Annotated in this window: 18 protein-coding genes and 1 pseudogene; 10 read left to right on the top strand and 9 right to left on the bottom strand. The window is 66.1% G+C overall.

Going from position 1 to position 21566, the window contains the following annotated elements:
* Window positions 1–194: 194 nt before the first annotated feature.
* Window positions 195–2006 carry an extracellular solute-binding protein gene (locus tag ACZ5AC_RS06155; RefSeq protein ID WP_464250076.1) on the bottom strand — a complete coding sequence of 604 codons (1812 nt, stop codon included), beginning with the start codon at window positions 2004–2006 and terminating at the stop codon, window positions 195–197.
* Window positions 2007–2223: 217 nt separating this feature from the next.
* On the opposite strand from ACZ5AC_RS06155, the gene ACZ5AC_RS06150 reads away from it, so the two are divergent.
* The 3 genes and pseudogenes from ACZ5AC_RS06150 (at window position 2224) to sbtM (ending at window position 5780) form a co-directional block, all read left to right on the top strand.
* The gene (locus tag ACZ5AC_RS06150; protein WP_464250075.1) at window positions 2224–3630 is read left to right on the top strand and encodes an aspartate kinase; all 1407 of its coding nucleotides are present in this window, start codon (window positions 2224–2226) and stop codon (window positions 3628–3630) included.
* A 224-nt stretch (window positions 3631–3854) separates the two neighbouring features.
* A pseudogene (sbtA, locus tag ACZ5AC_RS06145) lies at window positions 3855–4031 on the top strand (SbtA family thio(seleno)oxazole RiPP natural product precursor).
* A 162-nt stretch (window positions 4032–4193) separates the two neighbouring features.
* Window positions 4194–5780 carry a thio(seleno)oxazole modification radical SAM maturase SbtM gene (gene sbtM / locus ACZ5AC_RS06140; protein ID WP_464250074.1) on the top strand — a complete coding sequence of 529 codons (1587 nt, stop codon included), beginning with the start codon at window positions 4194–4196 and terminating at the stop codon, window positions 5778–5780.
* Here sbtM and ACZ5AC_RS06135 read toward each other — a convergent pair.
* Both ACZ5AC_RS06135 and ACZ5AC_RS06130 read right to left on the bottom strand, forming a co-directional pair.
* Entirely contained in the window at window positions 5777–6361 is a 585-nt protein-coding gene (locus ACZ5AC_RS06135) for a flavin reductase family protein (RefSeq protein ID WP_464250073.1), read from the bottom strand. The genes sbtM and ACZ5AC_RS06135 overlap by 4 nt on opposite strands.
* A 37-nt stretch (window positions 6362–6398) precedes the next feature.
* The gene (locus ACZ5AC_RS06130; RefSeq protein ID WP_464250072.1) at window positions 6399–8714 is read right to left on the bottom strand and encodes a cysteine synthase; all 2316 of its coding nucleotides are present in this window, start codon (window positions 8712–8714) and stop codon (window positions 6399–6401) included.
* A 238-nt stretch (window positions 8715–8952) separates the two neighbouring features.
* On the opposite strand from ACZ5AC_RS06130, the gene ACZ5AC_RS06125 reads away from it, so the two are divergent.
* From ACZ5AC_RS06125 to ACZ5AC_RS06115, 3 genes are all read left to right on the top strand, one after another.
* A complete protein-coding gene (locus tag ACZ5AC_RS06125) occupies window positions 8953–10179 on the top strand; it encodes an HD domain-containing phosphohydrolase (protein WP_464250071.1) in 1227 nt (408 codons plus the stop codon).
* 60 nt (window positions 10180–10239) lie between these two features.
* Window positions 10240–10818, top strand: coding sequence for a TetR/AcrR family transcriptional regulator (locus tag ACZ5AC_RS06120; protein WP_464250601.1), 579 nt, complete (start codon window positions 10240–10242; stop codon window positions 10816–10818).
* 67 nt (window positions 10819–10885) lie between these two features.
* Window positions 10886–11422, top strand: a complete 537-nt coding sequence (locus tag ACZ5AC_RS06115) for a carboxymuconolactone decarboxylase family protein (protein WP_464250070.1) — start codon at window positions 10886–10888, stop codon at window positions 11420–11422.
* Window positions 11423–11512: 90 nt separating this feature from the next.
* Here the strand turns inward: ACZ5AC_RS06115 and ACZ5AC_RS06110 are convergent, their stop codons facing one another.
* The 4 genes from ACZ5AC_RS06110 to ACZ5AC_RS06095 form a co-directional block, all read right to left on the bottom strand.
* Entirely contained in the window at window positions 11513–12814 is a 1302-nt protein-coding gene (locus ACZ5AC_RS06110; protein ID WP_464250069.1) for a (Fe-S)-binding protein, read from the bottom strand.
* A gap of 146 nt (window positions 12815–12960) precedes the next feature.
* A complete protein-coding gene (locus tag ACZ5AC_RS06105; protein WP_464250068.1) occupies window positions 12961–14010 on the bottom strand; it encodes a putative nucleotidyltransferase substrate binding domain-containing protein in 1050 nt (349 codons plus the stop codon).
* A gap of 36 nt (window positions 14011–14046) precedes the next feature.
* Window positions 14047–15594: a sodium:solute symporter family transporter gene (locus tag ACZ5AC_RS06100; RefSeq protein ID WP_464250067.1), complete on the bottom strand. Its 1548-nt coding sequence runs from the start codon at window positions 15592–15594 to the stop codon at window positions 14047–14049.
* Complete coding sequence (locus tag ACZ5AC_RS06095) at window positions 15591–15902, bottom strand: DUF485 domain-containing protein (protein ID WP_464250066.1); 312 nt, start codon at window positions 15900–15902, stop codon at window positions 15591–15593. The genes ACZ5AC_RS06100 and ACZ5AC_RS06095 overlap by 4 nt, the downstream gene beginning before the upstream one ends.
* Window positions 15903–16318: 416 nt before the next feature.
* On the opposite strand from ACZ5AC_RS06095, the gene ACZ5AC_RS06090 reads away from it, so the two are divergent.
* Window positions 16319–16699, top strand: a complete 381-nt coding sequence (locus ACZ5AC_RS06090; protein ID WP_464250065.1) for a response regulator — start codon at window positions 16319–16321, stop codon at window positions 16697–16699.
* 84 nt (window positions 16700–16783) lie between these two features.
* Complete coding sequence (locus ACZ5AC_RS06085; RefSeq protein WP_464250064.1) at window positions 16784–17569, top strand: carbon-nitrogen hydrolase family protein; 786 nt, start codon at window positions 16784–16786, stop codon at window positions 17567–17569.
* Window positions 17570–17575: 6 nt separating this feature from the next.
* On the opposite strand, the gene ACZ5AC_RS06080 is transcribed toward ACZ5AC_RS06085, so the two are convergent.
* Window positions 17576–18913, bottom strand: coding sequence for a sigma-54-dependent transcriptional regulator (locus ACZ5AC_RS06080; protein ID WP_464250063.1), 1338 nt, complete (start codon window positions 18911–18913; stop codon window positions 17576–17578).
* Window positions 18910–20274 (bottom strand): two-component system sensor histidine kinase ZraS, encoded by a 1365-nt coding sequence (gene zraS / locus ACZ5AC_RS06075; RefSeq protein WP_464250062.1) that lies wholly within the window; start codon window positions 20272–20274, stop codon window positions 18910–18912. Before zraS ends, ACZ5AC_RS06080 begins: the two co-directional genes overlap by 4 nt.
* A 172-nt stretch (window positions 20275–20446) precedes the next feature.
* Here zraS and ACZ5AC_RS06070 point away from each other — a divergent pair, with 172 nt between their 5' ends.
* Together ACZ5AC_RS06070 and ACZ5AC_RS06065 are read left to right on the top strand one after the other, a co-directional pair.
* A complete protein-coding gene (locus ACZ5AC_RS06070; protein ID WP_464250061.1) occupies window positions 20447–20788 on the top strand; it encodes a nucleotide pyrophosphohydrolase in 342 nt (113 codons plus the stop codon).
* 185 nt (window positions 20789–20973) lie between these two features.
* On the top strand, window positions 20974–21531 hold the full coding sequence (locus ACZ5AC_RS06065) for a periplasmic heavy metal sensor (protein WP_464250060.1): 558 nt from the start codon (window positions 20974–20976) through the stop codon (window positions 21529–21531).
* Window positions 21532–21566: the final 35 nt, after the last annotated feature.

Below are 21566 nucleotides of genomic sequence, written 5' to 3'. Positions count from 1 at the left end.
GGGGGCGCAAGTTCAATCCACGCGACCCTTGGATCCCCGCCTGCGCGGGGATGACACTCTGACGATGCGTGCGGCTTCCGTCGGAAGAGAACGCCGAACTGTCGCAATGATTGCCGAGTCATTCCCGCGCAGGCGGGAATCCATGTTTTTTCTCTTATATTCATGCAAACACAGTTTTTGGATGGAGCCGCACCCTACTTCAGCCCCGCACCCTTGCGCTTCCCGGCCAGGTCCTTCTCCTTCTGCGGGTCGACCCACCACGACTGGAAATCGAGCCCGTAGTCGGCCAGTTTGGTCGGCCGCCCGAACTTGTCCCAGAAGGCAACGCGCCAGGACGTGGCGTGCCAGTGCGGGATGACATACCAGCCCCACAGCAGGGCTCGGTCCAGGGCCTTGCAGCGCAGGATGAGGCTCTCGCGGTCCGGGGCGGCGATGACCAGGTCCACCAGTTTGTCGATGGCCGGGTCCTTGATGCCGCAGTAGTTGCGCGACCCGGGCATGTCGGCCGAGGCCGAGTGCCAGAAGGAGCGCTGCTCGTTGCCCGGTGACAGGGACTGGGGGAAGCTGGTCACGATCATGTCGAAGTCGAAGCCGCGCAGGCGCTCCAGATACTGCGACGTGTCGACCATGCGCACGCTCATGGTGATGCCGAGTCGCGCCAGGTTGCGCTGGAACGGCAGGACCACGCGCTCGAAGTCCGGCTGCACGAGGAGCATCTCGAAGACGAAGGGCCTGCCGTCCTTGGTCAGCTTGCCGTTCTGCACGACCCAGCCGGCCTCCTTGAGCAGGTCTGCGGCCGTGCGCAGGTTCTCGCGGATGTTGCCGCTGCCGTCGGTGGCCGGCAGGCTGAAGGCCTGCGTCGACACCTCGGCGGGCAGCCCCAGAGGTTCGAGGATGGCCTTCTCCTCTGCCGTCGGCGCGCCGGAGGAGGCCATGTCGGAATTGGAGAAGAAGCTCGTGGAGCGGGCGTACTGGCCGTAGAAGAGGTTGCGGTTGCTCCACTCGAAATCGAAGGCGTGCGTCAGGGCCTTGCGAACCAGGGAGTCGGCGAAGATCGCGCGACGCGTGTTGAAGGCGAAACACTGCATGCCCTGGGACAGCTTGTGCGGGATGCTCTCGGTGCGGATCAGGCCGCGTTCCACGGCCGGGCCCGTGTATCCCGTGGCCCACTGCTTGGAGTTGTACTCCTGGCGGAAATCGTACTCCCCGGCCTTGAAGGCCTCCAGGGTGACCGTCAGGTCGCGGTAATAGTCGTAGATGATGGTATCGAAGTTGTGCCGTCCCCTGTTCACGGGCAGGTCGCGGCCCCAGTAGCCGGGGTCGCGCACGAAGGTCAGGCGCTGGCCGGCCTTGAACTCGCCGACGCGGTAGGGCCCGCTGCCCACGGGGACCTCCAGGGAGGAGGCGGAGAAATCCCTACCCTGCCAGAACTTCTCCGGAAGCACGGGCAACTGGCCGAGGATGAGGGGCAACTCCTGGCTGGCGCCAGGCTTGAATAAGAAGGTCACGGTCAGGGGATCGGCGGTCTCGACCCGCTCCACGTCGGCATAGTACTGGGCGTAGTGCGGGTTGCCCTGCTCCACCAGGGTCCTGAAGGTGAAGGCCACGTCGGCGGCCGTCACGGGGCTGCCGTCGTGGAAACGGGCCTCCTTGCGCAGGCGGAAGGTCAGGGAGGAACGGTCCGGGGCCAGTTCGATGCGCTCGGCCACAAGCCCGTACTCGGTGAAGGGTTCGTCCAGGGACTGCTCGGTCAGGGTGTCGAAGAGCAGGCCCAGGCCGTCGGCCGAGTTGCCCTTGACGATGAAGGGGTTGAAGCTGTCGAAGGTGCCCGTGGCCGCCAGGCGCACGGTCCCGCCCTTGGGTGCGTCGGGGTTGGCGTAGTCGAAGTGGGTGAAGTCCGGGCCGTACTTGGGCTGGCCGTTCATGGCCAGGCCGTGCACGGGCCCCTCGGCCGAGGCGGGCAGGACGGAAAGGAGAAGGAGGACGAGGGCAAGGAGTCGCTTCATGGTTACCTGCTCGGGTTGCTGATTTGCGCCCTTGTAGCCCCGGCGGTCCCGGGCGTCAAACCTGGCCCGGGTCCGCACGGCGCGGTCGTCGAAAATCGATTTTCTTTTTCGCCCGTATTGACGCTTGGCCGCCTTAGGAAATATCCCTCAATGGCTTTCGGGCGCGGCCGGCCCTGTCCGCGGCGCCCCTTCACCCCTCAGCCTTCCAGGACAGCCCATGAAAGCCAAACTTCGCGTCGAAAAGATCGGCGGAACGTCCATGTCCCGCTTTCCGGAGATCGTCGACAACATCATCCTGCGCAACCCAGGCGACGTCTACGGCCGCATCTACGTGGTCTCGGCCTACGGCGGCGTGACCAACGAGCTCCTGGAGCACAAGAAGAGCGGCGAGCCGGGCATCTACCAGCTCTTCCGCAACCAGGAGAACTACCCCAAGAAGATGCTGGCCCTGCGCGACCATCTTTTCAAGCTGAACGAGACCTTCGTCCCCGCGGGTCTCGATTTGGCCGCGGCCAACGAGTTCGTCGACGACCACATCGACCTGGCCATCAACATCCTGCGCAGCATGGACAACGTCCTGGCCTCGGGCTACGTGTCCCGCAAGGCCTTGCTCCTGGCCGCGCGCGAGCTGCTGGCCTCGCTGGGCGAGATGCACAGCGCCTTCAACTCGGCCAACATCCTGCAGAACCGAGGCTATGACGCCACCTTCGTCGACCTGAGCGGCTGGGAGGACAGCAGGCAGCTGACCATCGACGAACGCATCAAGGCCAGCTTCGAGGGCATCGACCCCTTCAAGACCATCTGCTTCGCCACGGGCTACACCAAGGGCACCGAAGGCATCATGCGCGAATTCGACCGCGGCTACTCCGAGGTCACCTTCTCCAAGGTGGCCGTGCTCCTGGGCGCGTCCGAGGCCATCATCCACAAGGAATACCACCTCTGCTCCGGGGACCCGGTGCTCATGGGCGTGGAGAACATCCACCCGGTCTGCAGCACCAACTTCGACGTGGCCGACCAGTTGGCCGACGTGGGCATGGAAGCCATCCACCCCAAGGCGTCGAAGCCCCTGGAGATCAACAACATCCCCATCCGCATCAAGAACGCCTTCGACCCGGACCACGCCGGCACCCTCATCACCAAGGACTTCATCGCCCCCAAGTCCATGGTCGAGATCGTGACAGGCTCGGACAAGGTCACCTGCATGGAGGTCCACGACACGCGCATGGTCGGCGAGGTCGGTTTCGACCTGCGCATCCTGCAGGTCCTGGCCAAACACGACATCTCCTACATCAGCAAGGCCACCAACGCCAACACCATCGGCATGATCATCGGCGACCGCGATTGCAAGCCGGAGATGATCGCCGAACTGCAGGACAGGTTCGAGCAGATCACCCTGCGCAAGGTGGCCATCGTCTGCGCCATCGGCTCCAACATCGGCCAGCCCGGCATCCTGGCCAAGGCGGCCGGGGCCCTGGCCGCCGACGGCATCAACATCCTGGCCGTGTCCCAGACCGCGCGTCAGACCAACATGCAGTTCGTGGTCGAGCGCGACCACTTCGCCACGGCGCAGATCGCCCTGCACAAGGCCCTGTGCGCGCGCCAGCCCCAGACGTGCGCGGGCTGACGTCCCGCTGCGAACGGCCCCGACCCGATCCCCCGGACCTTCCGCCCGGGGGATTTTTTTTCGCCGACGGAATGCCCTTCGCCGCAGACATTGTCACGCAACCGCGTCTGCGCAGATCCGTGTTGACTATCTCCGCGATACTGGAATAGATACAAACTATTCATAGTTCTCATTCGCATTTATACGCATGATGAGAGCTCGAACCGTGTCATGGAGGGTGGACTATGCAGGATGATCTGAAAAAAGTCCTGGCCGGCTGCTGTCTCACGGCGCTGCTGGCCGGCGCAAGCGTCGGGACGACCGTCCTCGCGGCCAGCGGCTGAGGCGGCGGAGCCAAGACCGGTGCCGGGAGCACCGATGACGGAAATTCGACGAAACCCGCCCCGGGCGGAAGCGGCTGAGGCGGCGGAGCCAAAACCGGTGCCGGGAGCACCGAAACACCCAAGAAACAGTAGCGTTTCAATGTCTGAAGCCAGGGGGCCTTGGGCCCCCTTGTCTTTTGCGCGGGGAACCGAACAGCCGGAAATCCGGCCACCTTCTTCAGCCCTTTGGACGGCGAGAACATGAAGACATCCACGTTCCGTGACAGATGCCCCGTGACGGCATCCTTTCTGGCCGACGGCACGATTCGGGCCCTGAACGACGAGGCCGCCCCACCAGAAGTCCTGCGGCACATGGTCCGCCTCGGACAGGCCCCCTTCTTCACTCCCGACCTCTGCACGCTGGAACTGGCCGTGGATGCCGTAGGCCGCTTGTCCGCAGCCTATCCGCCGGATGGGGACAGCCCCGTGATCAACCCGGCGCTGCAGCTGTGCGCCCTCGAATCGCTGGGCTGCATCGACCTGCTGCGCGGGAACCCGGCGCGGCAACAGGCTGTGCCCGGACAGGAGATGGTCCTGGTCTGGAAGATGGACGGCATGGTCCGCGTCGAAGTCGCCGCGCCCGAAGACCTGGCCGCCCTCAAGATCGTGGCGGAAGGCCTCGACCCGGACGCGGCCGCGCACGAGGCCAACGCCGAGCCGGGACTGGTCCGGACGCTGTTGCAGCGGGCCGTGGCCAAGGGTCTCATCTTGGCCCCGCCCTCTCGAATCCGGCGTGGCGTCACGGAAAGCCCAGGCGGCTCCCCTTGCCCGGAGAGTGCGCAAACGGCCGAGGTCTTCACCCTGCAGTGGCACCTGACCCAGTCCTGCGACCTGTCCTGCCGCCACTGCTACGACCGCAGCGACCGACCGGAAACGCCTTTGGCCCGGGCCATGGATGTCATCGAAGATTTCCGGGACTTCTGCCGGCAGCGCAACGTGCGCGGACAGATCAGCATGTCGGGGGGCAACCCTCTCATGTACCCGCATTTCCTGGGGGTTTACCGCCGCGCGGCCGACGAGGGCTTTGCCCTGGCCATCCTCGGCAACCCGGCGCCTCGGGAGCGGATCGCGGAAATCGCCGCCATCGCTCGGCCGGTCTATTATCAGGTCAGCCTGGAAGGCCTCCCCGAACACAACGACGCCATCCGCGGCCGCGGCCACTTCGAACGGGTCATGGGCTTCCTGGACGTGCTGCGGGACCTCGACATACAGGGCCAGGTCATGCTGACCCTGACACGGGACAACATGCACCAGGTCCTGCCCCTGGCCGAACTGCTGGAGGGACGCGTGTGGGGGTTGGCCTTCAACCGGCTTTCGCCCGTGGGCCGCGGCGCGGCCCTGGCCCTGCCCGAGCCGTCCGCCTTCCAGGACTTTCTCGAGGAGTATTGCCGCGCGGCGGAAAGACTTTCCGTGCTGTCTTTCAAGGACAACATGCTGAACGCCCATCTGGCCCGCTCGGGGCGGCAGACCTTCGGGGGCTGCACGGGCTTCGGCTGCGGCGCGGCCTTCAACTTCATGGCCCTGCTGCCCGATGGCGAGGTGCACGCCTGCCGCAAGTTCCCCTCGCAGATCGGAGACATCTCCCGGTCCGGCCTCGGGGAAATCTACGACGGCCCACAAGCCGCACGCTACCGCAAACGCAGCCGGGCCTGCCTGGACTGCTCCATCGCGACGGTCTGCGGCGGCTGCCCGGCCGTGACCTCGGGCCTGGGCCTCGACATCGCCCGGGACCGCGACCCCTTCTGCCCCGGCCCGATCCTCCCAACCGTCACCATGGAACCTGCCTAGCCCCGGTCCTTCTTCAGGGCCTTGCCGGCGTTCCAGGGCTTGCCGACAACCTCGCCCAGGGACCAGTAGAGGATGCGGGTGAAGTCGAACAGGAGAGGGTCGACCTTACGCAGGTCCACCTTGCCGTCCGTGAGACAGTCCTGGCAGGCGTACGTCTGGACCAGTTCGCCGATGAAAAGCTCATGCTCCCCGACCATGACCGTCTGCCGCACCCGACACTCCATGGTCAGGGGGCACTCGACGATCATGGGCGCGAATTCCAGCACCCCCTGAAACACTTCGAAAACCCCGCTCTTGTCCGTGGACTTGCCGCTGACGATGCCGACGTAGTCCGTGACCTCGAGCATGGAACGCGAAGGCACGTTGATGCTGAACTGGCCGTGCTCGCGGATGCCGACGTTGGTCAGGTGCGAGGGGTGGACGGAAATGCCCAGGTACTGCGGCACCTCGCCAATGGCGTGATTCATGATGCCGACGTGGGCCACGGTCATCCAGTTGGGACGGCCGTCGACCACGCTGCCGACGATGGTTGTCAGGGACGGGTAAAGGCCGTTGACGGTTCCGATGGCATGGTGGGTCATGGCGGCTCCTGTCGGTTGATGGACGGTATAATGGACGTTATGTACGGGCCTCCTGGATGAACAGGCGTGGGCCTTGGGGGTGATCTTCAAGGCGCAGGTTCATGAGCGCCAGTTCGGCGCGCAGGGCGTCGGCTTGGGCAAAATCCCTGGCCTTGCGGGCCTCTTCGCGGCGGGCGACCAGGTCGGCGGCGGCGGCAGGCCAGTTCCGAGGCGCCAGGGGAAGGCGCGCGTGGTCCAGGAAGCCCAGGACGCGGTCACAGGCCAGGAGCTGCTCGGCCACGAGCTTGGCCTCCTGGGCGCTCAGCCTGGCGGCGCGGGCGTTGACGGTCTTGGCGAAGGCGAAGAGGGCCGGCCAGAAGTGGGCCAGGTCCAGATTGTCCTCCAGGGCCGTCGTGAAGGCCGTCTTCAGGTCGTAGATGGCCTGCTCCATGTCCGGCGAAACGCCCTCGCCCTTCCCGCCCAGAACGGCGGCAGCGTAGGCGTCCTGCAGGCGGCGCTGGTTCTTGGACCACATGGCCAGGCTCTCGGGCGAGAAGGCCAGGGACTTGAGGTACGAGGCCGACAGGAACCACAGGCGCAGGGCCGCCCCGCTTTCCACCAGGCCGAGGGCCTCGGGCAGCAGCGGCAAGGCGAGGTCCGGCTCCCGCGGGGTGACGGGCTGGGCCACCATCCAGGCCAGGGGCCGCACGCCGGCGCCCGCGTTCCAGATGGCGCTGAAATTGTCGAGATGCGGGAAGCGGTGCGCCTCGGCCACGAGCATGACCGAAACGGTGCCGAGGGAGTCCAGGGCCGCGGCCGCGAGCTGCAGGAACCAGCTGGGGCGGACCTTGCCCCACTCCGTTTCGAGGACGTCGCCGAGCTTGAGGTCCTGCAGGGTCGCGCGCTTGAGGAGCGTGAAGTCGGCCGGATTCTCCTTGACGTAGTCGGCCAGGTCCACGGTGTGGCCGACGTTCATGCCGGCAGTGTCCACGCAGGAGGTGCGGCCGTAGGTCTTGTCGCGGGTCACGTCGAAATAGACGGAGCGCAGTTTCTCGTAGGCCTGCCCCTTGGCCAGGAGCTTGCGCGCCAGGCCAAGGGCGCGTTCCCGGCTGGCCCCGGCCAGGGGGAAGACGACGCTGTCCGAGACGCCCAGGGCGCGGGCCTGATCGAGCATCACGGTCTGGGCCCGGGCCCCGAACTCCGCCGCGGCGACCTTGGCCTCGCGGGCCGCGGCCAGGGCGCGGTCGTCCATATCGGCCAGGCCCACGGCCATGCGCGCGGGCTGCCCCCGCTCCGCCAGGGCCCGGGTCAGGACGTCGAGCCACACGATCCGCCGCCAGACCTCCAGATCCCCCAGTTCGTCGAGGCTCGGCCCCGGCGTGAACAGGGCGTGCCCGCCCGCCGGGCTGACCAGGATCTCCAGGCACTCGGAAGCCACGCTGCGCACCCCGAGCCCGTGCCTGGCCGGCGGCGCGAAGAGCGTGGTCGAAAGATAGCGCTCGCCCGTGTCGGGGCAGATGAAGACAATAAGGCCCTCCTCACCGGCCGCGTCCAGCTCGCCCGCGATGCGCAGGGCACCGGCCAGGGCCGCTCCCGCGCTCATGCCCGAAAGAATCCCCTCCTCCCGCGCCAGCCGACGGGCGCACTCGTAGGCCTCCTCGTCCTCGACGTGGACGATGCGGTCCAGGGCGCGCTTGTCGTAGATGCCGGGGGGATAGGACTCCTGCATGTTCTTGAGGCCCTGGATCTTGTGCCCGGCGTAGGGCTCCACCGCCACGACCTTGATGTGCGGGGCCGAGGCCTTCATGCGCTTGGCGATGCCCATGGCCGTGCCGGAGGTGCCGAGGCTGACGACCACGTGCGTGGCCCGTCCCTCGGTCTGGGCGATGATCTCCTGCCCCGTGCCGATGAAGTGCGCGGCGATGCTGGCCGGGTTGTTGAACTGGTCCATGAGCACGTACGTCTGCGGCTCCTCGCGCGCCAGGCGGTAGGCCTCCTCGATGGCGCCGTCCGTGCCCAGGCGCCCCGGCGTCAGCCGCAGTTCCGCCCCGAAGGCGCGCATGATGCGCTTCCTTTCCTCCGAGGCCGAGTCGGGCATGAGCAGCGTCAGCTTGTAGCCCTTGACGGCGCAGACCATGGCCAGCCCCACGCCGGTGTTGCCGCTGGTGGCCTCGATGACGGTCTTGTCCGGTGTCAGTTCCCCCGAAGCCTCGGCCGCCTCGATCATGGCCAGGGCCACGCGGTCCTTGATGGACCCGCCGACGTTCTGGGCTTCGAGCTTGGTGGCCAGGCGGATGCGGGGGTGCGGGAAGACGCGGTTCAGATAGACCACGGGTGTGGCGCCGATGAGGGAGAGGATGTTCGGGTGGATCATGGCAAACCCCGCTGAAAGATTGGTCGTAAGGGCGCAAACCTAGGGCAAAACCATATCGTGGGCAAGGGCCTGTACGGCGTCGTCACCGTCGCGAACACGTCCGCCTTGTCTTGACTTGCGGGCTTGTCGTGATAGCCTCGACGCTCATTCCGTCCCATCCGTCTCGGGGTCGCCGCACCAGGGGCAAGCCGGCGGTCCAGGCCTTTACGAGCACCTCTCGCATCCAGGAGAAACGCCCATGCCGTTCCACACCGATTTTCGCCGCATCGTCCTGACCCTTTCCGACGCGCTGGATCTCGTCGGCGTCGATGATGTCGGCCACGGCAAGCGAGTCGGTATCATGGCCGCCGAATGCGCTGCGGTCATGGGCCTGGAGGAGGATGAGCGGTCGTTCCTCTTCGACCTCGGCCTGCTCCACGACATCGGCGTGTCCTCGACACGTGTGCACCAGCATCTGGTCACGGAGTTCGACTGGCCCGAAGCCTGGCGGCATTGCCGGACGGGGCATGACCTGCTGGCCGACTTCGGCCCCCTTTCGGTCATGGCGGAGCCCATTCTCCATCACCACACGCCCTGGAACAGGCTCCGCGACGAGGACGTCCCGTCCGAACTGGCCCTGCGCGCCAACCTGATCCTGCTGACGGACCGCGTGGACGCAATGGCCGCCTCCTTTCACGCCGACAAGACCGTCCTGGCCCACGCCGAACGGATCCGGGACCAGATCCAGTCGCACAGCGAAACCTACTTCGCGCCCGAACTCGTCGCACATTTTCTCGAAGCCTCGCGCACCGAGGCCTTCTGGCTTCGTCTTGAGCCCCGCGCCGCGGAGGCTTACCTGCAGGCCGAACTCTCGAAATCCGTCAGCCAATTCGTGGATCTCGGCGACCTGCGCAAGCTCTCGATCATCTTCTCGCGCATCGTCGATGCCAAAAGCCCCTTCACGGCCGAACACTCGCAGGGGGTGAGCCGGGTGGCCCTGCTCCTCGGGCGACTGTCGGGCCTGGATGACGAAACGTGCGCCCTGCTCGAGATCGCCGGCCTGCTGCACGACCTGGGCAAACTGCGCGTGGCCGATGAAATCCTGGACAAACCGGACAGGCTCGAACCTTTGGAGCGCTTCGTGATCAACACGCACAGCTTCGAAACCTACCAGATCCTGCACCGCATCCCGGGCTTCGACGACATCGCGGCCTGGGCCTCCTACCACCACGAGGAGCCCGACGGCAGCGGCTACCCCTTTCATCTTCACGCCGCCGACATGCCGCTGCCGGCACGCATCATGCGCGTGGCGGACATCTTCCAGGCCATGGTCCAGAACCGCCCGTACCGGCGGGGCCTGAAACGTGACGAGGCACGGAGCTTCATGCGCGGCCTGGCCGAGGACGGCCGTATCGACGCCGACGTCGCGTCCGTCCTGGACGTCAATTTCGACGCGGCCATGTCCGCGGCCCTCGCCACGGCATGAAGGGACGCCGCAGATGGAAAATGTCTTGACGGTAATAGACGACCGGTCTACTTGAAAACCATGTCAGCCGCGACCCGCCAGCACATCCTCGACATCGGGGGACGCATCATCCACCTCAAGGGCTACGCCGCCACCGGCCTGCAGGAAATCCTGTCGGCGGCCGGGGTGCCCAAGGGCTCCTTCTATTTCTATTTCAAGAGCAAGGAGGAGTTCGGACTGTCCTTGGTGGATCACTACCGCGCCTGGCTCGCGGAGGAGACCGGCCCGATCCTGCGGGACGAAACCCTGCCGCCCCTCGCGCGCCTGGCCCGTTTTTTCCTCTGGTTCCGGGACTATTTCGCGGCGGAGGGCTTCATCAAGGGCTGCCCCATCGGCAACCTGGCCCAGGAAATGGGCGACGTGAACCCGGCCTTCCGGGAAAAGCTCCACGCCGCCCTCGAAAGCCTGATCCGGGCCGTGACCGTTGTCCTGCGCCAGGCGCGGGACCGCGGAGAACTCAAGCCGTGCTTCGAGCCCGAGGCCACCGCTCGCTTCATAGTTTCGGCTTGGCAGGGTGCCCTGATGCGCATGAAGGCCGCGGCGGGGCCCGAACCGCTGGACAATTTCCAGGCCATGGTCTTCGACGTCCTGCTGGCCTGAACCGATGCCTCCCGGCATCATTTTTTGAACCTTTTACTAGACGACCGGTCTACTACGGAGATTCCCCATGTTCCTTCTCGAGTACCAGAAACCCGGCCAGGCTGCGGGCGACGTGGCCGGCATCTACGGCCACTTCAGGGGCCGCACCGAAGTTCCCGCCCCCCTGCAGCTCCTGAGCGCGAGCCCTGAGCTTCTGCGCCTGCAGTTCGACCAGATCGGCTATTTCATGCGCCACGAGCGGCTGACGTTCCCCGTGCTGGCGGCCATCCGTTTCCTTGCGGCGCGGCAAGCCTGCTTCGACCATTGCCGAAGCCTGAACAGGAAGTGGCTGACCAAGGCGGGCCTGACGGGGGAGGACCTCGAAAACCTGGACGCGGGAGCGGACGCCGCAGCCTTCAGCGCAGAGGAAAACGCCCTGCTGCGCTTCGTGCGCAAGATGCTGGCGCGGGAGGTCACAGATGCCCGGGACATCCAGGATCTGCGCGACCTCGGCTGGCGCGACTCGGACATCCTCGACGCCTGCGCCCAGGGAACGGCCCTGGTCGGCATGTCCATCCTCTTCGACGCTTTTACGGAACGAAAAAGCCCGGACATGCCGGGCTGAATAACGACCGTCCAGTGGTCAACTCGTTAACTTTCCGAAAACCCGCCCGGGGTGCAGGGGGCCGCGCCCCCTGCCCGCCGGAGGCATCGCCTACTCCTCCACCCCCAGCCGCTCCCACTGCTCCCTCTCCTCGACGCGTGCGGCGGCGATGCGCGCCTCATCCCACGGTTCGATGACCAGGGCCTCGGCCACGAGCTGCCAAAGGTATTTCACCTCGTAGTCGCAGTCGGGGTAGAACTTGGGGATGCGGCGCATGATCTGGTCGCGGCAGTTGGAGCAGCCCACGACCACGACGTCGGCGCCGGAGTCCTTGATCTGGCGGTACTTGTAGCGGGCGTGCCAGGCGGACTGCTGTTCGTAGGGCATGGGCCACATGCCGCCGCCGGCGCCGCAGCAGAAGTTTTTGTCCCGGGTCGGGGTCAGTTCGACGAAATCATCGACGCAGGCGGCGACGATCTCGCGGGGCTCGTCGAAGTAGCCGTGGCCGTAGTGGGCGGCCAGTTCGCGGCCGTGCTTGCAGGAATCGTGGTAGGTGAAGCGCTTGCCGCGGTGCACGGACCTGTCCAGGCGGATGCGGCCCGTGCGGATGAGGTTCAGGAGATAGTCGTAGAGGTAGACGAAGCCCACGGCGTTGTCGGGGTTCTCGGCCGTTAGGGCGCTCATGCCCTTGCGGCAGCCGTAGGACCCGCCGCCGCAGTCGGGCATGATCATGGACCCGATGGAGTTGGCGCGCATGTAGTCGATCTTGCGCCGGGCCAGTTCGCGGTTGGCTTCGTAGTTGCCGGTGAAGAGGGCCCAGTCCACGGCCTCCCAGCCTTCGGACGGGACGGTCCAGTTCTCGCGGGCGGCGTAGAAGATCTTCCACCACCAGAACTGGTCCTCGAAGTCGCCGTACACTTCCTTGGAGTTGGGGAAGAAGAGGATGTCGGCACCCTTTCTGTCCACGGGCACGTAGAAGCCGGGGCACTCTTCGGCCAGGTCGCGGCCGAGGTCGCGCATGCCTTCGAGGTACTCCTCCCGGCCGATGGCCAGGTTGTTGCCCGTGGTCAGGTTGTTGGCCATGCCCTTGTGCAGGGACCCGGGCACGGCCTCGCGGGGGCGCAGGCTCTTCATGTGCGCCATGACCGAGGGTATGTCGATGCCGGCCGGACAGACGCCGGCGCAGCGGCCGCAGCCCGTGCACAGCCAGGGGAAGTCCGAGGCCACGACCTCGCCGACCAGGCCGTTGGCCAGCAGGCGCATTACCTTGCGCGTGTCCCATCCGTCCATGCCGGGCGTTCCCGTGACCGGGCAACCGCCTGCGCAGGAGCCGCAGACCAGACAGGAGGCGAAATCAAAGCGGTCCAGGAAGGTCCGCAACTCGTGACTCATGCAATGGGGGGAGGTGCTCACGGAAACCCTTGCTCAATGGCGATAAAATGTCCGTTTGCTGAGCGAAACGGAAAAACTATTGAGCATCAATATTCACAAGTCAACATTTTATGTTCGATAACGAACAATAAGTGCGCAACAAACTCCGACGCGATCAGGGATCGATTTCAGGAAATAAGGTGCAGGCCGTATTTGGCGTGGAGAAATGATTGGAAACCGGTCACGAACTTAAAGCACTTTATGAGCTTTTCGTGCTCGCCAACGTCCAGGCTCTCCGGATGGATGAAGTTGTCAGGGGACATCCCGGCACGGACGGCCGCGGCCTGGGCGTGCAGTCGCAGGTCCTGGAAATGGCGCAGCGCCTCCTCCATGCCGGTGGCCATGCCCGCGGAAAAGACGCCTTCGCCGCGCAGGGCATGCAGGCGGTCCAGGGTGCCCGTTTCGCGCAGCCCGTGCTCTAAGGCCAGGGTCTTGATGCCCTGGGTCAGGGGAAAGACTCCGCCCTTCTTGATGTCCAGCGCGCCTTTGCCCGGCCCGTGGCGTTCGACGACCAGGCTGTTGAAGAAGCCCAAGGGAGGAGGAAACCGCAGGGCCTCGCGGGCCATGTACATGAGCAGGACGGGCGTGTCCCTGACCTGACGCGACACGTGCCCGCGCAGGTTCTCGAACAGGGGGGCCTCGCCGTGGACGTGGCGGGCATCGGCCAGCTGGGTCAGATGAAGGACGGCGTCGGCGTCGACCATGCGCGTCATGGCGCTCACGCCGTCGCGCCAGGCCGCGGCGCAGCGCCGCCAGACGGGGTTGTCCACCGTGACGCCATGGGGGCATGGCGGGACGCCCGCCTCGATGAGCATCGAGAGGAACAGCCGGCCCAAGGCTTCGAAATAGGCTGCGGCTGGCTCGGCGGACACGGCGAAGACCAGGGCGTTGTCCTGGTCCGTGGCCAGGAGCTGCTCCCGGCGTCCCTCGCTGCCCAGCACCATGAGGGAATACCCGCAGGGAGGCGGCCCCAGCTCCGCTTCGGCCATGGCGGCGGCGCTGCAGAGAATCCGGTCGTTGGCCTCGGCCACGAGGCGGCCGACGCCGATCCCGTCTATCCCCTGGTCTGCGCAACGCAGGACCAGATCCCGCAGCCTGCGGACGCTGCGGGCCAGATCCGGGCCCGACCCGGCGATCTCGCCTGCCGGGCCTTGGAAGCATGACTCGTCGGAACCCATGCGACTCCGCTGTGGGGCGGCCAGGGCCGCCCCGGTTTATTCCGCGCCCACCCCGAGGTAGTTGCGCACGCGCTGGCTCTCGTACTTGGTCTGCGCGTCGGCGTCAGGAACCAGGATCGATCCCAGCCACCCGGCCATGAAGGCGGCGGGCAGCGAGATGAGGGCCGGGTTCTTCCACGGGAAGATCGCCTGGGCATTGCCGAGCACGTCAACCCAGACAGTGGGGCTCAGGATGATCAGCCCTACCGCGAGAACGGCCCCCACGGCAATGCTCGCCGTGGCGCCGACGGTGCTGAACCGTCCCCAGACGATGGACAGGAGCAGGGCCGGGAAGTTGGCGCTGGCGGCGATGGCGAAGGCCAGGCCGACCATGAAGGCCACGTTCTGGCCCTTGAAGGCGATGCCAAGGCCAATGGCCAGGATGCCCAGGGCCACGGTGGCGCGCTTGGCCATCTTCACCTCGGCCTCCTCGGTGGAGCGGCCCGAGCGGAAGACGTTGGCGTAGAGGTCGTGGGAGAAGGTCGTGGCCCCGGCCAGGGTCAGCCCGGCCACCACGGCCAGGATGGTGGCGAAGGCCACGGCCGCGATGAAGCCCAGGAACATGATGCCGCCTGTGACCTCGGCCAGGAGGGGCGCCGCCATGTTGCCGCCCTTGTCGAAGCCGGTGATGACGTCTTGGCCCACGAGGACCATTGCCCCGAAGCCGATGATGAAGGTCAGGATGTAGAAATAGGAGATGAGGCCCGTGGCGTAGAACACGGATTTGCGCGCGGCCTTGGCGTCGGGCACGGTGTAGAAGCGCATGAGGATGTGCGGCAGGCCGGCCGTTCCGAACATGAGGGCGATGCCCAGGGACACGGCGTCCCAGGGGTTGGAGACCAGTCCGCCCGGCTCCAGGACCTTGGGGCCGTACCGGAGCACGGCGGCGTCGAAGAGGTTGACGGGGTCGTAGTCGAAGCGCGCCAGGACCATGATCACGACGATGGTCGCGCCGCCAAGGAGCAGCACGGCCTTGATGATCTGCACCCAGGTCGTGGCCAGCATGCCCCCGAAGAGCACGTAGGTGATCATGATGGCGCCGACCACGATGACGGCCGTCTCGTAGGGCAGCCCGAACATGAGCTTGACCAGGGACCCGGACCCGACCATCTGCGCGATGAGGTAGAAGGCCACGGTCATGAGGGAACCGCACGAGGCGGCCACGCGGATGGGTTTCTGGCGCAGGCGGTAGGCCACCACGTCGGCGAAGGTGTATTTGCCCAGGTTACGCAGGGGCTCGGCGATGAGGAACATGATGACGGGCCAGCCCACGAGGAAGCCGATGGAGTAGATGAGGCCGTCGTAGCCCTTGAGGGACACGAGCCCGGCGATGCCCAGGAACGACGCGGCGCTCATGTAGTCGCCGGCCAGGGCCACGCCGTTCTGCAGGCCCGTGACCGAACGGCCCGCGGCGTAGAACTCCGAGGCCGTCCTGCTGCGCTTGGCCGCATAGTAGGTGATGACCAGGGTGAAGGCCACGAAGGCCAGGAAGAAGCCGATGGACACGGCGTTGGGCTGCCCGATGGTCGAGGTGAACTCGGTCATTTGACGCCCCCTTTCATGCCGTCCACGAGGTCGCGCACGGATTCGTCGTAGACGCTGTTGGCCCAGGCCACGTAGATGCCGGTCAGCACGCAGGCCGAGAGAATGACGGCCAGCCCCACGGGCACCCCGAGGGTCAGGTGCTCACCGACCTTGAGTGCCAGGAGATCGCGGCGAAAGGCCAGAATCAGGATGAAACCGAAGCAGATGACCAGGATGAGGGTGCTGAGAACGGCCGATACGGCCCTCTTCCTGGTGACGAGTTCCTGGAATCGCGTCTGATCCAGGCTGCCGATGGACACGATTGGCATATAGTCCTCCCTTGCTGCGGTGATACGATGGTCCGGCTCATTCCGGTCGCTCCTTTCGTACCATAGTTCACAAGGCAGGCACGCCTTTCTCGGTCAGAGGGACGTTGGGCCCCCTGTACGGCGCGTCGCCATCGGCGTCCCGCAACTGGCCACTGGCCTGCGCCACGCCGCCGCTGACCGTCGCCTCCCCGCGCCGGGCCTTGCCAACCGCCTGATTTGTCGGTCCCTGACATCTCTCCGGGACGGGTCCGCAACGTCGATCCCGTCGGTCAGCCCTCGGCGAACGGCGCATTTTGGGGGGCGGATGCACATCCGTACGCATCCTGAGTCTTGTCTGGAAACATCGAATATGCAATATTACTTACTGACAATTCGTAAGACATTTGTATGACAAACGCATCGATACCGGAGCCCCCATGTCCATGCCCCCCGTAATCCTGATCATCGAGGACGAGGATTTTCTCCGCTCCTCGCTGGCCGACTACCTGGAGGACCACGGCCATACGGTCATGACGTCCCCCAACGCCGAGGACGGTCTGCGCCAGGTGGAAACGGGCAAGCCCCAGATCTGCATCGTGGACATGCGCCTGCCCGACATGAACGGCAACGAGTTCATCCTGCGCGCCTGCCGCCTCGATCCCAAACTCAGGTTCATCATCTTCACGGGCTCGGTGGAATACAACCTGCCCGAGAGTCTCTCAGCCATCGGACTGACCACGTCGGATATCCTGTTCAAGCCCCTGACGGACATGAACGTCCTGCTCACCAAGATCGCCGAGTTCGCGCCCGTCCCCTGACCCCCTCGCCTTAGCCTTGAATTTCCTGGGAATTTCCATTATGTGCAAAGCGGTTTCCGACCACCGCCCCACCAAGGACTGCACATGCGCATCGGACTCGCCACCGCACCCGTTCCCGCGTCCATCGACGACGCCGTCGAGACGATACTCGGCTACATCTCCCATGCGGCGTCCTTCGACGTCGAGCTCCTCTGCTTTCCCGCGGCGTATCTGCCTGGGCTGCGTGGCCGGAAATTCCGCATCCCGCTCTGCGAACAGCACCAGATCCGTGAGGCCCGCGACCTCATCCGGCGGAAGGCTGCCGAACATTCCATCGGCGTCATCCTGCCCATGGAATGGCCCTCGGACAAGGGCCTCTTCAACATGGTCCAGGTCATTTCGCCCACCGGCGGCATCGTGGGGACGCAGTGCAAGATCCAGCTCGATCCCGGCGAGGAGGACATCTATGTACCCGGCAAGGGCAGACGGATGTTCGAAATGGCGGGGGTCAGGTTCGGCGTGGTCATCTGCGACGAAGGCTGGAAATACCCGGAAACCGTGCGCTGGGCCGCGCGACGCGGGGCCAGCATCGTCTTCCACCCGCAGTGCACGGGCAGCAACGTGGCCGGGCAGACGCCCCGGCACTGGTGCGACCCCGACGCGCCCTACTACGAAAAGGCCATGATCTGCCGCAGCGCGGAGAACGGCGTCTACTTCGCCAGCGTGAACTACGCCCTGGCCTGCCAGGAGTCGGCCACGAGCGTCATCGCCCCCGACGGCACCTGCCTGGCCCACCAGCCCTACGGACAGGCCGGCCTGCTCATCCAGCTGGTGGAAACGGACTTGGCCGACAACCGCGCGGCCGACCGCTACGCCCCCGAGCGCTACTGAAGCCTCTCACAGGTCTAGTCCGAACTTCCTCATCTTGTTGCGCAGGGTGACCCTGGTCACCCCCAGCACCCGCGCGGCCTCGCTCTTGTTGTGCCCGACCTGTTCCAGGGTGCGCGCGATGGCCTCGCGCTCGGCGTCCTCCAGAGACAGCCCTGCGGCGTGTCCGGGGCCATCCTGCCCCTGCTCGTCGGCGCGCAGGCCCGCGGGCAGGTCCCTTTCCGTGATCATGTCGCCCGGGGCGAGGATGACCGCACGCTCCACGGCGTTCTCCAGCTCGCGCACGTTGCCCGGCCAGTCGTGGCGCAGCATGAGGTCCATGGCGCGGGGGGTGAACCCGCGGAAGCTCTTGCGGTTGCGCTGGGCGAAGCGGTCGAGGAAATGTCTGGCCAGGAGCGGAATGTCCTCCGACCTTTCCCGCAGGGCCGGAACGCGCAGGGCGATGACGTTCAGGCGGTAGTAAAGGTCCTCGCGGAAATGCCCTGCGGCCACTTCGGCCTGCAGGTCGCGGTTGGTGGCGGCGATGATCCGCACGTCCACGCGCACGGGCCTGTCGCTGCCCAGGCGCTGCACCTCGCCCTGCTGCAGGGCCCGCAGCAGCTTGGCCTGCAGGGCCACGGGCATCTCGCCGATCTCGTCCATGAACAGCGTCCCGCCGTCGGCCTGCACGAAAAGGCCGTCTCGCTGGCGCTGGGCCCCGGTGAAGGCGCCCTTCTCGTGCCCGAAAAGCTCGCTTTCCAGCAGATTATCGGCCAGGGCCGCGCAGTTGACCGTGACCAGGCGACGCGCACCGCGCGGGCTGCCCTCGTGCAGGGCCTTGGCCACCAGTTCCTTGCCCGTGCCGGACTCGCCCAGCACCAGGACCGAGGCCTCGGACGGGGCCACGGCCCGGATCATGGCGAAAAGCTCGCGCATGGCCGGCGCCGACCCGATCATGCCGGCCGGGGCCGGGGCCGACTCCCCTTCCTGGCCCTGCCGCAGGCCGCCGTGCTCCATCGCCCGTTCCAGTCCGCCGTGCAGTTCGTCGAAATCCAGAGGTTTGTGCAGGTAGTCGAAGGCACCGGCCTTGAGGGCGCCCACGGCCGTGTCCACGGAGGAGTAGGCGGTCATGATCAGCACGGGCAGGCAGGGGTTGAAGGCCTTGATGCGCCGCAGGGCCTCGATGCCGTCCACCTCGGCCATGCGCACGTCGGTCAGGATCACGTCGTAGGCCTTCCGACGGACCATGTCGACGGCGTCCGAGCCGTCCGGGGCCGTCTCGACCTCGTAGCCCCAGCTTTCGAGCATGGCCGTGAGCATGGTCAGGTGGGCCCGGTCGTCGTCGACCACGAGAATGCGCGCCTTCATCTTTTCTCTCCTCGTTTCGGCAGATCCAGGGTCACCTCGGTCCCGCGCCCGGGCTCCGAGACGATGCGCACGCGGCCGCCGTGGGCCTCGACGACGGTCCGCACCGTGGCCAACCCCAGCCCCGTGCCCTGGTTCCTGGTGGTGAAATAGGGGTCGAAGACCCGGTCCAGGTCCTCCCGCGGGATGCCGGGGCCCGTGTCGGCCACGCGCAGTTCCAGGCGGTCTCGCACGGCCTGGGCCGAAACGCTCAGCGTCCCGCCGTCCGGCATGGCCTGGATAGCGTTCAGCAGCAGATTCAGGACGGCCTGCAGCATGCGGTCCGCGTCCAGCGCAACCGGGCCGACGTCGCCGAAGCGCGTCTGCACGGCGATGCCTCGCGATCGGCAATCGTCCTCCACGAGCCTGAGGGCATGGGTCAGCAGCTCCGCCGGGACCGTGTCGGCCAGCCGCAGCTCCGAAGGGCGCGTCAGGTCGAGCAGTTCCGAGACGACGCGGTTCAGCCGGTCCGCCTCGCCGATCATGACCTCGGCCAGCTCATGGTCCTTGGAGCCGGGTTCGAACTTGGTCCGGAAATACGTGGCGAACCCCTTGATGGAGCTCAGGGGGTTGCGGATCTCGTGCGCCACGCCCGCGGCCAGGGTACCCATGGCGGCCAGGCGTTCCTGGCGGGCCACCTCGTCCTGCAGGGCGGCCACCTTGCGCCGCCAGAAGGCCGAGGCGCCGCCGGCGAAGACGAGAGTCAGCCCGAGCCCTGCGGCCATGGCCAGGGTCAGGACGTCCTTGCGCGCGGCCTGCAGGTAGAGGGTGGCATCGAGTCCCACGGCGATGGTCACTCGCCCCTCGGGCTGCGGTTCCGGGGAGTGCATGCCCCCGTGCATGGAGTTGCGCATCGGCCGGCGGGGCGGCCGCGACAGGCGGAAGACCACGAAGATCGGATCCCGGCCTTCGCGCAGGATGACCCAGGCGGCCTCGTCCGTGGCCGACAGCGAGGATAGGGACGCGGCCTGTGCGGCGGCGCCGTCCTCCTCTGCCTCGCTCAGGCTCTCGATGTTGCCGCTTTCGTCGATGACGGCCACAAAGCGCAGGTCGCCCTCGCGGACCATCTCGTCCATCAGGGCGCGCAGGCGGAACTGCCGCCCCTCAAGGCCGCGCAGGCCCATGCGCCGGCCGGCCTCGACGGCGCGGATAAGGGTCTCGCCCTGGGTGGTCAGGATGCGGGCGATGGTCCGCTGCTCGCGCGCCCGGCCCTGGACCGCAATCCAGATGAGGAAAAGGGCCGCGGCGACGGCCAGGACGATCAGGGCCCATCGGTAGCCGGGGGGCACTGCCGCGCCCGCGGCTTTCGTGTGTGTGGCGTCCATGGTGCCTCGCGCGGGTCGTATGCCGGATGTTCCCATGATATTCCCGCGTTGTTGGTGTGAAAGGAAGGGTACCAGTGAAGGGGATGCATAGCAATTTCCCTGCCTGGCGCCCTGCCGGGTGTGCGTTGCCAGGCCGGGCGGTATTTCGTAGGCGGGAGAAAAAGGAGGGGCAATGCAACTTCGCGAACTTCAGGACGACATCGACGCATGGGTCAGGACCTACGGGGTCCGCTATTTTTCCGAACTGACCAACCTCGGCATCCTCATGGAGGAGGTCGGCGAAGTGGCCCGCATCATGACCCGGCGCTACGGGGATCAGAGTTTCAAGGGTACCGAGAAGAACGACCTGGCCGACGAACTGGCCGACGTGCTCTTCGTGCTGACCTGCATCGCAAACCAGACCGGCGTGGACCTGACCGAGGCCGTCCGCAGCAATCTGGAAAAGAAGACGAAGCGCGACAAGGACCGGCACTGGAACAACCCCAAGCTGACCCGGGACGCGGATGGTCAATAACTGACCAGGGGGAGCACCCGGAGTGATCAGTTTCTATCCGCCGGGTCGTCCCGAATCCTGCCCGAATATCGATTTAGATAAATAAATTTATTCAACTCAGGGAGTTAATCGAAAAAAACAGACTTGGCACGGCCTTTGATATTCTCTGTGCACAAACGATGTCACATCAACCACCGGAGGATATCATGAAAAGCACACGCATTATAGCAACCCTGGCCATCGTCGGCATCATCGCCGTCAGCACCCTCTCCTTCGCGGGCCCCATGCGCGGCATGGGCGGACGCGGCGACTGCCAGGCTCTGGACCGCAACCCGGCAGTGGCCCAGCTGACCCAGGAAAAGCAGGACCTGCTGAAGGCCATCCTCGACGAGCATCGCAAGGAAACCCAGCCCCTACGCGACACCATGTGGGAGAAGCGCACCCTGCTGAAGGCCCTTTCGGGCAACCCCAACACCAAGCCCGAAGCCATCACCGCCCTGGTGCGCGAAATAAGCGACCTGCGAGGCCAGATCCACGCCAAGCGTGACGCCCTGGAATCCCGCGTGCAGAAGGAAGTGGGCATCGACCTGCCCATGGGCCCCGGCCACCGCGGCATGGGCGGACGCGGTCAGGGCGGGTTCGGCCACCGAGGCATGGGCGGTTACGGCCAGAACGACTTCGGCCATCGAGGCATGGGCGGTTATGCCCCCAGCGCCATGAACCCGGTCACGGATGATTCCGGCCCGGTCGGCGAAAACATCTAGTCCTCACCCGCACAGCATGACGCCATTGCGTCGAT

The sequence above is a fragment of the Desulfomicrobium aestuarii genome (genome assembly GCF_055385525.1).
The sequence above is the reverse complement of the archived record's forward strand: the minus strand, read 5'-3'. Positions and strand labels throughout refer to the sequence as shown.